The following is a 12,051-nucleotide window of genomic DNA, read 5'->3' as shown; positions in this document are numbered from 1 at the left end:
GCTGCAGTACCGGGTAGCCGTCGATGTTGAGCAGGCGTTCCAGCATGGTGACGAACCGCTGGGGGTTGCGCTCCGACTTGCCGGTGGCCGCCTGCGAGGCCGCGGCGACGGCGGCGGGCGAGAGTCTCCCGCCGGCCGCGAGCAGCGCGTCGAGCGCGGCGGCGACGGCCGTGTTGGCCGGTGCGTTGCGCACGAACTCCCGCTGGGTCTCGAACGGCTTGCTCTCCACCGTCCGTCGGCCGAGTGAGCGCTGCCCCGGCTGCGGGAAGAGGCTCTCGGACTGGGGCTGGGGCTTCTTGGTGCCCTTGCCGCGTGGGGCTGGCGCGGGTTCCTGGGGCTCGGCCGTCTCGGTGCCGCCGCGCCACCACTCGGGCGCCACGTCCTCCGCGGGCAGTGCGGTCCATCCGGTGGGGATCTCGCCGCCCGCGGGCATGAAGGCCAGGACGGGCACGGTGACCTCGGCGAGCGAGGCACCTCCGTGGTATCCGGCCTGTCGGGCGGTGTAGCGCAGGTCGTCCCGCCAGGCGGCGGTGATCCGGCCGCCGGTGGCCCGCACGCGGCGCCCCTCCAGTTCCACCTCGCCCGCCTGGGCCGGGCCGGTGCGCCAGCGGGCTCCCTGCACGCCCTCGACCGCGGTGGGTCCGGCCCCGCGGGGACCGCGGTCCAGGACGTGGCCGTGGTCGGAGACGAGCAGAACGGGCCGGCCCGCGCCGAGCGCGGCGCCGAGGAGATCGGAGAGTTTGGCGATGTCCCGGACACGCCAGCGGGCACGCCCGTTCTCGCGTCCGTCTCCCAGCGCGTCGTCGACGGTGTTGAGTACGACGCCGACGATCTTCTTGTCGTCGGCGAGTGCTTCGAGCAGCTCGGGTGCCAGCCGGTGCCCGGCGGTTCCTTCGTAGCCGCCCTTGTGGAACAGGACGGCGTCCCGGCGGCGGCGTTTCCAGAAGGCGGTGAAGCCGGCCCGCTCCGCGTCCTGTCCGCCCTCGGCCGGTGCACCGCTCAGCAGGGAGGCGCGGCTGATCCGGGTGATGGTGGGCAGCATGGCCACGGCGGCCGGGCGGCCGGGGCGAAGGCCCGCCTGCGGGGCGGGGACGATCTCGGTCCAGGCCCGCCGGTCGAGCCCGGCGGCCAGCTCGACGGCGACGTCGGCGCTCATGCCGTCGACCACCAGGACGAGCGGTCGTCCGCCGTCACGGGCGAGCGGGGCTGCGGCTTCCGCCAGCACGTCCTCGATCAGCAGTGCCCCCTGCGGTGCCTGCTGGGTGGCGGTCTCCGTCCAGGTGGCCAGGGTCTGCGCGAACCGCTCGTCGAGTTGTCGCCGCCGGTCGCGGACCCGGCCGATCAGCCGGTGGTACGCCTCGCCGACCTCGCTGTCGCGGGAGGCGTCGCCCTCGGCGAGTATCCCGACGGCCAGGTCGACCCAGCCGGTGGACCCCAGGTGATGGCGCACACTCTGTCCGACGGACTGCAGGACGGGCGGCGGGGCGTCGAGCCAGCGCACCAGCCGGACGGCGATACGGGCCCGTTCGGTGGAGTCCGCGTTGAGGGCGGCGAGCTGATGGTCGGCGAGGTCGCGCAGGGCCGTCCGGGCGGGCTCGGGGCGGCCGTCGAGCGTTGCGGCGAGGACCCGCAGCCGGGACCGGTACCCGGACGGCAGCAGCCGGTCACCGGCGAGCAGGCCAGTGAGCCGCGCGGTTCCCGCGAGCCGGTCGGCGCTGTCCAGGACGGCGTCGACGCGAACACGGGCGTCGGCCCCGGTGCTGCCTCCTGCCTCGGCCTGGGCGATCCAGCGGGTCAGGACGCCGGTGGCCGCGGCGGCGTACGGGGTGAGCGCGTCGAACGAGCTGAGGGCGTTGCCGAAGAGCGTGCCGAGGGCGAACCCGGCGTCGGCCGCCGAAGGGCTGGTCAGGGCGGCGGAGGCCAGGGCACCGAGGGGGAGGGCGTCCGCTCCGCGCCCCTCGGCGGCGAGCGCGAGCAGGGTGGGCGCCGCGGGGCCGCTCACCTGTTCCAGCCAGGCGGTCAGTCCGTCCCGTTCGGGTTCGGGCAACTCGGCGAAGCGTCTGGGGCCGACGGGGGTGCGGCTCCAGTCGAAGAGGGTGTCGGCGTCCAGGTCCGGGGAGTCGTCCCGGGCGTCGCCGAGGCCGAGCCGGGCGGCGAGCAGGGCCCGCACCGCCCGGTCACGGGTGAGGACCGAGCCCGCCCGGGGCCAGCCGCCGGGGGGTTCCGCCTCCAGCAGCGCGTCGAGCAGCCAGGTCTCGCGCACCATGCGGGCGTCCAGGTCGCCGCTCCCGAACAACTGCCGCACGATGTCGGCCCGTTCGACGGGCAGCGGACGGCGGCGGACGGCGTGGGCGCGCAGGTCCCAGCCGATCTGGTCGGCGGGTACCTTGCCGGTGACGACGAGGACGCTGTCGCCGTCCGGGTCGACGACGGTGCGGTGCCGTTGCCAGGCCTCGGTGATGCCGAGGGGCGAGTTCTGGTCCGTGATGCGGACCCGGCGGGCGGTGCCGTCGATCTGGAGGGTGAACTCGCGTTCGTCGTCCCCTCCGGCCCACAGGGCGTCGACCAGGACGAGACGGAGCCCTTCGGCGCGCGGGAGTTCCGTCTCCAGCAGTACTTCGATGGCGCGACGGCCCGCCGCGGGCCGGGGGGTCGTCACGGTGTGGCCTCGCCCGGTTCGCCGGACCGCTCGGACGCGCCGGGTGCGACGGGCTTCCAGCTCACCTCCACGGTGGCATCCGGGTGGGTGGCCAGATAGGCGCGGATGTCGTCCTCGACGCCCGCCAGCTCGCCGGCGAGCCGTTCCTCCAGCGGGGTGGGGCCGACGGCGCTGATGACCCGGGGGGCCGACGCGGAGGTCCCGCCCGTGGGCGCGGCTTCCGCTCGCCCGGTCCCGTCGCCTGGACCGCCGCCGCTGTCGTCGGTGCCGGGCAGCGGGTGGCGGGTGGCCACCTCGGGCTCGGTGATCCGGACGTCCTGGGCGCCGGGGGCGGGCTCCCGCCGCGCCGGGAACACGTTCTCCACCTGCAGCGCGGCGTTGATGATCGCGTTGGCCCGTTCGCCCGCGTCGTCGAGCACCGGGATCAGCGACCGCTCGAACTCGGAGGCGCGCGCGGCGACGCTGATCTCGTCGAAGAGCCTGCGGGCCCGGTCCCCGACCCCGTCCTCGCGCCCCACGAGACCGCGGACGTTCGTCAGCGCCGGCCAGGCGGTGGCGTCCAGGGCCCGCAGCACCTCGCCCGCGCTGCCCATGGCGGTGTTGAGGTCCCGCTCGGTGGAGGTGTACGCGGCACCGGCGAGCTCGCGCACCAGGGCGGTGGCGTCGCCGCCGTGCCGGGTCAGCCGGGCGAGCAGGGCGGCGGCCTCACGGAGCATTGCGGTGCGCGGCACCGCCTCGTCGGTGTCGAGGCCGAGCAGCGGGGCGTGCCGGTCCAGCGAGGCCCGTACTCCGGCGACCTCCTTCTCCCAGGTCTCGGCCCGGGAGCGGACGGCGTCGGCGAGCCGGTTGACGTTGCGGGCGTACATCTTCGGCTTGGCGGAGATGCCGAAGAGCCGGGCGGCCCGGTCGTGGGCGGTCGCGTACTCCTCCTCGGTGGGCAGCGGCTGCGCGCGCAGCGACCAGCCGGGGCCGATCTCGTGCAGCGCGGGCGCCTCCCGCTCCGGCCCGCCCTGGAAGGCCCAGGCACGGTCGTCGAGCAGGGCGTACGCGGCGATGAGGAGGTTGCCGGTGAGCTTGTCGAGGCCGCCGATGCCCAGATCCCTGGTGATCCAGGTGCGGATGTCCTCGACGCCGAGGTCGCCGCGCTGGTTGTGCTGGGCGGCGGCCTGGTTGATCCGCACGCGCCAGTCCTGCCGCATGACCAGCGGGCCGTCGTGCACGGTGCCCAGTTCCAGGGGCTCCACGATCCGCTTGACGGTCCTGAGGTGGTGGCTGTCGACGTTCTGGGCCCGTCCGCCCTCGTCCATCGCCTTGGTGATCCACTCCAGCGCGGTGCGCAGCTCCGCCGAGGTGACGGCCTTGCGCTGGCCGTTGCGGTCCGGTCCGAAGTCGGGGTGCTTGGGGTACAGGGCGGAGAACATGCCGTCGGCGAGGTGCTGCGCGTTCGCCTCGAACCCCTTGCCGCCCTCCTCGCGGGGCTGCGCGAACTCCGGCTGGAGCGAGAGGACATGACGTCCGTCGGGCACCGTGGGGCCGGGGTTGGAGTCGGCGGGGCGGGCGAGCCCGTACACCTCGGCCAGTGCTCCGGTGAGCTGGTCGGTGAGGGTGTCCCGGGCGACCTCCAGCTGGCGCTTGACCTTGGCCCGGTCGTCGGGCTGGAAGGTGCCGGTGTAGTCGGCGAGCCGGTCGCGCTCCAGCAGGAAGTTGATCCGCATCAGCCGCCCGAGCTGGGCCTTGCGCTGGTCGGAGAAGAAGTCGGTGAGCCACACCAGGGTCGGGGCGCTCATCCCTTCCTTGCGCAGGCCCTCGACGCGGTGGAAGGAGTCGATGGGGAAGTGGTCGGCGGTGTCGAAGGGGTAGTCCACGACGAACCGCACGTTGCCCTCGGTCGCCGCGGTGAACTGTTCGTTCGGCAGGTCGGAGGTGTCGCGGACCTTGCCGAAGACGAACTCGGCCACCCGCCGGGTGCCCCGCCAGACGATCTCCTTCTCGGCGACGAACTGCCCGTCACGGACCCCGATCGCCTCCCACAGCCGGTCGCGCAGCCATACCCGCCGCACGCCGGCCTTGTCCTCCTCGACGACGGCGTCGAGGAGCGGCTCGATGTCGAGTTCGGACAGGTGCAGCGAGAACACCGGGTCGGCCTCGCCGTCCGAGCGCACCTCGGAGGGGAACGCGGCCTGGAGGTCCCGCATCCGCCGGACGACCACGTCGCCGGCGGGCACGGTGCGGGAGCGCACCGAGCCGTGGTTGAGGGCGGCGAGCCGGGCCCCGGTCAGCCGCCGCAGCGCGGGCACGTCGGGCGCGAGCGCGCTCAGCAGCAGTGTCTTGACGAACCGGTCGTCGGCCCGGAAGTCCTGGTGGGTGTCGGAGCCGTACTTCTCCAGCAGATGGGCGCGCGCCTTGCCGTGGAACCGCACGGCGGCCTCGGCCTCGCGCTTGAGCTTGTCGGTGAAGGCGGCGCCTGTGCTGGTGCCGGTGGTACCGACGAGGACATCCCACAGGTCGCCGAGCGGGATGAGCTGTCCGACGGCGGCGTCGGCGTTGCGCTCCAGGAGCTGCTGGACGAGTTTGAGGCCGGTCCGTTCGCGCTGGAGGGCCCCGGAGAGTGCGACGAGCACGTTGAGCAGGGCCGGGGACAGCGGGTACACGGCGCGGAAGTCGGACCAGTCGGCGTGGGTGGCGCCGCCGCCGTCCAGCAGGATGTCCTTGACCTGCTGGTTGGACCGGTCGATCCCGGCGAACGCGGTCTCCAGCACCGCTTCCTGGCCGGGCAGCGGCTTCAGCACCCGCTCCTTGATGATCTCCGGGAGGTTGCGGTCCTCCAGGTCGACGGTGTCGAACCGCTCGTTGAGGTATTCGAGCGCCTGCTCCATCGCCTTGACGTCCGCGCCGAGCACGTCGGAGCCGACGAGCTGGGACAGGTCGCGCTGGCGGGAGATGAACGACACGATCGGCACGGGCCGGTCGGCGTCGCCGGACTCGATCAGCTTCACCAGTTTCTGGATCTCGCTGTTGACGAAGGTGCGTTCGCTCATGTGCGCCTGGAGCCACAGCACGAGTTCGTCGAGGAACAGCACCACACCGTCGTAGTCGAGCGCCTGGGCGTGCCTGCTGATCGCGGCCAGCCCGTTCTCCAGCGGTACGTACTTGGCGGCGTCGCCGCTCGCGCTCTGCGCGTAGGCCCGCATCGGCCCGGTGAGCAGCGCGGTCGCCAGCCGCTCGCGCCGGCTGTCCCCGGCGGGTGCGTCGAAGGCGTCGTCCAGTTCGGCGGAGGTCCACGAGCCGCCGGAGCCGATCACCTTCAGCTCGCCGTCGTCGTCATCGTCGTCCGTGCCGTCGCCGGCGGTCGCGGGGGCCGTGGTCTCGGCGGGCAGCAGCCGGACGAAGGCGTCGTCCCCGAGCTGGTCCCGCATCCGGCGGGCGTCGGCGAGCATCGCGTCGGAGCGGAAGACGACCGGGGTGGGCGCCTCGGGGTGCTGGGCGCGCACGGCCCGCACATAGCCGCCCAGCAGTGCCTCGTCCAGGTTGGCGGCGCCCACCAGGTGGTACGGCACCATCAGGAACCGCTTCCCGCGCAGCCATTCGTCGTGCTCGGCGATGACCTCCCGCAGCCGGGGTTTGGCCCGCGCCTCGGGCTCCCCGTTGAGGACGGCGTGCAGCACGGTCAGGAAGTGGCTCTTACCGGCGCCGAAGGAACCGTGGAGGTAGGCGGCGTACGAGGTCTTCTTGCGCACCGCGCCCCGCACGAGCCGCAGCGCCTTGCCGAACTGCTCCTGGAGCTGGGGCGTGACGACGTACTCCCCGACCCGTCCGGCCGCCTTGCCGCTGAAGCCCTGGGACAGCTCGACCTTGAAGTCCCCGGCGAGCACGTCCTCCTTGATGTCGAGGACGTCCTTCAGTACGACGGTGTCGCCGCCTCTGGCCATCAGCCGCTCCCCGCTCCCCGTGGCTTGCCTCACAATTGCCCATTCATCCTGCCAGGTCGCACCCCTGGGGTGGGAAAGGGCGGCGGGACGGGAGATGTTCCCGTGACGTGAGGGGCGGGATCAGGTCACGACGGTGCCGGATCAGGTCACGGCGGTGCCGGAAGGGGGCGGGGAGTGCGCCGGTCCGGGCGGCAAGGCGTGCGGCGGGGTGTGCAGCGGCTCGGCGGCCACCAGCGCCCATACGGTCTTGCCCGGGGCGCCGGGCCGAGAGGCGACGCCCCACTGCTCGGCCAGTGCCGCCACCAGCGCGAGGCCGCGCCCGCCCACCGCGAGGGACCGGTCCTGAGAGCCCGGGACGGGCAGCCGCTCGCCTCGCGCGTCACTCACCTCCACCCGCACCCAGCCGTCCCGGGCACTCGCGCTGAGCCGCAGTTCGGCGTCCCGGCCGGGGACGCGGCCGTGGGTGACGGCGTTGGCCGCCAGCTCGGCGACGATCAGTTCCACGGCGTCGTGCGCGGCGCTGCCGTACGGCCAGCCCCAGGCGTTCATCTGGTGGGAGGCGAGGTGCCGGGCGAGGCGGGCGCCCCGGGGTGCGGGGGAGAAGCGGAGGGCGAGGCCGGGAAGGTTGCACGGCGCGAGCGTTCGATCACTCGGTGTGGTCATAGTCCGAAGATCGCGCCCCGGGGCGGGCGGTGGCCAGAGGGGACGGTGCTACGGAGCGCATCTGTAGGGGTGGCGCCGGTATCTGTAGGGGTTGTCGGGGTCCTCTTACGGCGGCCACGGTACGTGGCGGGAACTGATCTCTTGGTGACGCGTCCATGAATGCGTTACGGTGGTTCTCATCCCCCTGCTCGTTGCGGCGAGCAGGCGCGAGGCCCGCCAAGAATCAGGCGGGCCTCTGCTCTTTCCGTGCCTCTGTTGTTTCCGCGTCCTTGCCGTTCAGGTGCCTCCCGCACCGGCGGGAGGCACCTGGGGCCGTCTGCCTACACCCATTCCTTGGGCCGGTGGACCTGCGCGCCGTTGCCCAGCGGGACCGTGTCGGGCAGCTGCGAGGCCCGCACCACGCCGTCCCGGATGGGCTTGATGAACGACGGCTTGAGCTGCCGCAGCCAGCGGCTGGGCCGGTCGAAGGGGTTGAGGATGCCGATGTCGACGCCCAGCTCCTCCTTGACCCTGCGTAGCGGCCCACACAGATCGCTGTCGTTGCTGACGAGCACGATCAGGTCGCAGTCCTTGCGGGACGCGTCCATGAGGATCTCCGTGGCGATGTTGACGTCGGTGCCCTTCTCCTCGGTCTTGATCACCTCGACCGTGTTCGGCGGCGGATTGGCCGACCGCATGCGGACGGTGGTCTGAAGGAACCTGCCGTAATGGAGGGAGACTTCGGGCAGGCTGCCCAGGGCGCGCAGATAGGCGTCCTGGCGTTGAGGTCCGCCGGGGTCACCGGGTCGTGGCTTGATTCTCGCGGTGAAGTACCGCACCCGCTGGATGTGTTGACCGGTCGGGATCAGTTTCTGGCACATCGAGACCGGGTCGAGCCACCTGAGGTCGGGGTTCTTCTTGAGCTTGCCGTAGTAGAGGTTGAAGCCGTCGATGTAGACGTTGGTAGTCATGCGGTCACCTTACGCATACGGGGAGTTGGTGGGGACGGGGCCGCCGGGCGGGCGACGGCCGTGCTCGGGTTCAGGGGGCCGGAGGACCTCCGGAGCCCTTCAGCAACTCGATCAGCGCGCGTAGGGCGTGTGCGGCGCCGGGGCGGCTCGCCGCGTAGACGACGAGGACGGCGAGGACGATTGGCAGCAGGACGTCCGGGGGCAGATAGCCGCTGATGCCGGGCGGTTGGACGACGGCGGGCTGGGTGACGCCCGGTTGGCCGGTGGAGGCGGGGGACGTCGACGGCGACGGTGCCGGGGTTCCGGGCGTGGGGGTGGTCATGGTGGTGAACTCCTGTGGGCTGTGCGGTCGCTGAGCGTTCTCGACATCAGGAGATAGGTCGGGTCGGCCGGAAAAACCACGCGGTTCCCGAGCGGTTCCCCAGGAAGACGTGAGGCGGGCGCACGGGAAGGCGCACGGGTGGCATGCCGTCTCGGCCGCCCGGAAAAGAATCATGGAACGGCGCGTGGGTCCGCCCGTTGCTCCCCACCTATACCTCCGGTGACATCGCTGGGTTCAGCGAGACGAACAGGGCGGGAGGGGATGTGGTGGGGGACAACACGGTCAGTGACGTGCCTGAACCACCCGGGAGCACGACGGAGTCCGCGCAGGCCGCGGTGCCCGACGTCCCGGAGAAACCGTCACCGCCGCTGTCGGGTGACGGATGGCGACGGCTGATGCGTGACCTCGGAGCGCCCAGGAAGAAGCGGACCGCCGAACAGGACCGCGGACTGTTCGAGTTGCTGCGGCAGTACGAGTTCCGTGGCCCGGCCTACGACATCGTCATGGACAACCTGGCCGGGGCCGCCCGGCGCATCATGCTGGCCGGGATCAGGAACGGCAGCGTCTTCGCGGAGTGCGCGAGGATCGGCCGGCCCGTCACCGACGAGGGGATGATCGCCCTCCTCCAGGAGGACGCCGGGGAACGGGAGGAGGTGGTCGCCGAGTTGCTCGCCGTGTGCGTGCCCCGGTTCAAGAGGTACGCCCTGGTCGACGGGGGCTGGAAGCCGAACGGCGGCGCGAGTCTGCAGACGTTCCTCGTCGGCGCCCTCGTCCGCGAACTCCCCAACACCTTCCGCAAGTGGGCCAGGGACCATCAACGGAACAAGCCGGGTCTCACCGACCCGTCCCGGCTCTCGACCTTCGGCCGGACGCCCGCCACCGACCCGGTCCTCCACGCGGTCACCGCGGACCAGATCGAGCGGGCCCTGGCGGGGGCCGATCCCGGTATCCACGTCATCGCGGAGATGATCAGGCTCGGGTACCCCTGGGCGGAGATCGCCCAGGCCCTCGGCATCGGTGAGAAGGCGGCGCAGCAGCGCTGGACACGGTTCACCCGCAAGATCGGCAAGATCGGCAAGAGCGACGGCAACGGCAACGGCAACGACGAGTCCGACGAAGGAGGACAGCGATGAACGATGTGCTCGTCCCGGCTGAGGAGACTGGGCGGCGAGTGTCCGCATTGCGCGCGCTGGGCGTCCTGAGCCGTCTTGAGGAGACGTCCCCGGACCGGACCGGCCAGCGCAAGCGGTGGATCTCGATCCTGATCCAGCTGGCCCGGCCGGGAGGCGCCGTTCCGGAGGACGGCGCGCTGGACCCCGGGACGCTGGCGGAGGTACTGGCCTTCCTGGAGGTTCTGGACGGCTCCTCGGCGGACTTCGCGGTGTCGGGCGGGGAGGCGCAGGACCCGTCGGACGAACCGGAGGACGACGAGGCGTTCCTCTTCCCGGAGCCGGACGACAGCGAGTGGTTCGTAGTGGACGTGGACGACGAGGACGGGGAGGACTTCGAGGACGAGGAGGGCGCCGAGGAGGCTCCGGCGCCGGACCTCGCCGACGGCACGCCCGGGGTGTCCGAGCACCTTCGGACGGACTGGGGTGCCGCCGCGTTGGACCAGGGCTACACCCCGGAGGAGATCGAGCACGTCGGCACGTTGCGGAAGGAGATCCACGAACGGGACCTCGCCCGTCTCAGGGCGCAGGCACATCCACCGGCGCATCCGCCTGCCTCGCTGCCCCCGATGTACAAGGAACCTTCCCTTGCCCCGGGCGTCCGCTGGCCGCAGCAGAACGGGCCGTCACCCGCCCCGATGTCCTACGGCTCCCCGGGCTTCGCTCCCTACCCGGCCACGGCGGCGGGCGACTACAAGGTCGAGCGGGCCGACAAGGGGTCGAAGGGGCACGAGCCCCGGCCGTATGCCCCCTTCAAGGACGACGGGTGGCGTGAACCCCGGCCGGACCGGACCGAACGGCGCCGTCACGCACGGGTGGAGTCGCAACCGCCCTACGCCGTCCTGGCGACCAGTCTGATCCTGCTGGTGGTCGCGGCGATGGTCTCGCTCGTCCTCGCCTCGCAGGCCGCCCTGCTGCCGATTCTGGCGGTGGTGGTCGCGGCGGGAGGAGCGCTCACCTACGCCTGGACGGCCATGCTTCATACCCGGGAAGGCCAATCCGCGCGGCAGCGCGGCGAGCCGGTGTCATGGGTGAGGGCGTTGAGAATGTGCGCGCTCGCGGTTCCCGTCCTGACGCTCGTGGTCGGCTCGTTGTTCCTCACGCTCGTCGGCAATGTGCTGCTGCCGAAGGCGCGTGCCGAGATGGTCAACAACTATGCGCGGGAGGCATTGAGTACCGCCCAACGTCTGGCCCTGCACCGGTGACGCCTCGGCCGCCCGTGCATCCCGGGCACAGGACCTCCTCGCCGACCGGCCTGAACAGCATGGGCTGGACGTGATCGCCGTGGCACTCACGGGCGCCGGTGAGGCGCGGCGAGAGACGGGGTTCGGGAATGCGGCCGACGGGGGCGACGTGCGTCGTGGTGGCGGGCTCGGGCGGCGGCGGGACCTCACGCAGGAGGTAGCGCAGCAGGCCGCCCGGCCGGTGCACGGGGCTGCCGTCGGCAGGGAGGCCACGCAGGATGTGCGTGCGGACGGCGGTGGGCGGGTGCCCGGCCTCCAGCCAGCGGGCGGTGAGTTCCGTCAGCTCGGGGTGCATGGCGGCGGGGATGTGCCGCAGGTCGGGGGAGAGGCGTGGGAACGCGGAGACGAGGGCACTCGCCGCGTCGAGGTGAGGGGACGCAGGCGGAGCCGGAGGCGGTACGTCAGCCGGCTGCTCGGGGTTTGGGGGGTCGGTTGGAGGTGTCCCCGCAAGTCTCGCCATTGGGATAGCGGTCGGGGAGCGGGGCACCCGGCTCGCCGACCGTCGGAATCGGGGCACTCGGTGCGACCTGCGACGATGCGTGCAGGGGCATCCGGGCGAGCAGCTTGGCCGCCTCCGCGGCGCTCAACGGGACGTTGGAGACGAGCTGTTGGGTGATCCAGTGACCGCCGGGCCCTTGCAGCCGACGCTCGTGCACGAACCCCTCGTCCCTCAGTTGGCGCTTGGCGCGGGTGAAGGCGGTGGCGCCGATCCGGGCGCGTTCGGCGGTGCGGGAGAGAGGTTCACGTGCTCCCTCCGGGAGGGAGAGCTGCCAGGTCAGGAGTCGAACGGCGTCGGACGAGAGTCGGGGATGCCGGATGAGGTCGTGGGAGAACTGGGTGAAGGCGCGCGGGGGCGCGATATGGTGCCGATACATCACGGTGGGTCTCATCCACTAGTGGTTCAGGCCCTCGCGGACGGTGCCAGCCGTTGCGGGGGCCGTATTTCTGCCGACCGTACCGCACGCTGAGTGGTTGATCGGACGCGTTGCGTGAAGAAAGCTTTCGCGGGGTCCTTCACTCACACGAATCAACTTGGTTTGTTCGAAACCCCGTTGAGCTGGGCTCCTTCTAGCCTGCGATCACGACAGTGAAGTCACCGGGACCGGAAGGTGGAC

Annotated in this window: 7 protein-coding genes and 1 pseudogene; 2 read left to right on the top strand and 6 right to left on the bottom strand. The window is 72.1% G+C overall.

Annotation, left to right across the window (positions count from 1 at the left end; translation table 11 throughout):
* Positions 1-4: 4 nt before the first annotated feature.
* From pglZ to ACIPSE_RS03725, 5 genes and pseudogenes are all read right to left on the bottom strand, one after another.
* Positions 5-2,659: pseudogene (pglZ, locus tag ACIPSE_RS03745) on the bottom strand (BREX-2 system phosphatase PglZ); the annotation flags it as partial.
* The gene (locus ACIPSE_RS03740) at positions 2,656-6,588 is read right to left on the bottom strand and encodes a hypothetical protein (RefSeq protein ID WP_401657040.1); all 3,933 of its coding nucleotides are present in this window, start codon (positions 6,586-6,588) and stop codon (positions 2,656-2,658) included. The pseudogene pglZ and the gene ACIPSE_RS03740, both read right to left, overlap by 4 nt.
* Positions 6,589-6,729: 141 nt before the next feature.
* On the bottom strand, positions 6,730-7,251 hold the full coding sequence (locus tag ACIPSE_RS03735) for an ATP-binding protein (protein ID WP_401657038.1): 522 nt from the start codon (positions 7,249-7,251) through the stop codon (positions 6,730-6,732).
* A 320-nt stretch (positions 7,252-7,571) separates the two neighbouring features.
* Positions 7,572-8,201, bottom strand: a complete 630-nt coding sequence (locus tag ACIPSE_RS03730) for an NYN domain-containing protein (RefSeq protein WP_401657037.1) — start codon at positions 8,199-8,201, stop codon at positions 7,572-7,574.
* Positions 8,202-8,271: 70 nt separating this feature from the next.
* Positions 8,272-8,523, bottom strand: a complete 252-nt coding sequence (locus ACIPSE_RS03725; RefSeq protein ID WP_401657035.1) for a hypothetical protein — start codon at positions 8,521-8,523, stop codon at positions 8,272-8,274.
* 290 nt (positions 8,524-8,813) lie between these two features.
* Between ACIPSE_RS03725 and ACIPSE_RS03720 the strand changes: the two genes are divergently transcribed.
* Together ACIPSE_RS03720 and ACIPSE_RS03715 are read left to right on the top strand one after the other, a co-directional pair.
* The gene (locus ACIPSE_RS03720; protein ID WP_401657033.1) at positions 8,814-9,656 is read left to right on the top strand and encodes an RNA polymerase sigma factor; all 843 of its coding nucleotides are present in this window, start codon (positions 8,814-8,816) and stop codon (positions 9,654-9,656) included.
* Positions 9,657-9,694: 38 nt separating this feature from the next.
* Positions 9,695-10,897 (top strand): hypothetical protein, encoded by a 1,203-nt coding sequence (locus tag ACIPSE_RS03715; RefSeq protein WP_401657031.1) that lies wholly within the window; start codon positions 9,695-9,697, stop codon positions 10,895-10,897.
* Positions 10,898-11,337: 440 nt separating this feature from the next.
* Here ACIPSE_RS03715 and ACIPSE_RS03710 read toward each other — a convergent pair whose 3' ends face one another.
* Positions 11,338-11,811: a hypothetical protein gene (locus ACIPSE_RS03710; protein ID WP_401657029.1), complete on the bottom strand. Its 474-nt coding sequence runs from the start codon at positions 11,809-11,811 to the stop codon at positions 11,338-11,340.
* Positions 11,812-12,051 lie beyond the last annotated feature (240 nt).

The organism is Streptomyces sp. NPDC090106, assembly GCF_044747265.1.
Taxonomy (GTDB): domain Bacteria; phylum Actinomycetota; class Actinomycetes; order Streptomycetales; family Streptomycetaceae; genus Streptomyces.
The sequence above is the reverse complement of the archived record's forward strand: the minus strand, read 5'-3'. Positions and strand labels throughout refer to the sequence as shown.

Bases quoted from the DNA above. Each gene is read 5' to 3' on its own strand.
- ACIPSE_RS03730 (WP_401657037.1), bottom strand. From the start codon at position 8,201: ATGACTACCAACGTCTACATCGACGGCTTCAACCTCTACTACGGCAAG.
- ACIPSE_RS03735 (WP_401657038.1), bottom strand. From the start codon at position 7,251: ATGACCACACCGAGTGATCGAACGCTCGCGCCGTGCAACCTTCCCGGC.
- ACIPSE_RS03725 (WP_401657035.1), bottom strand. From the start codon at position 8,523: ATGACCACCCCCACGCCCGGAACCCCGGCACCGTCGCCGTCGACGTCC.
- ACIPSE_RS03710 (WP_401657029.1), bottom strand. From the start codon at position 11,811: ATGTATCGGCACCATATCGCGCCCCCGCGCGCCTTCACCCAGTTCTCC.
- ACIPSE_RS03740 (WP_401657040.1), bottom strand. From the start codon at position 6,588: ATGGCCAGAGGCGGCGACACCGTCGTACTGAAGGACGTCCTCGACATC.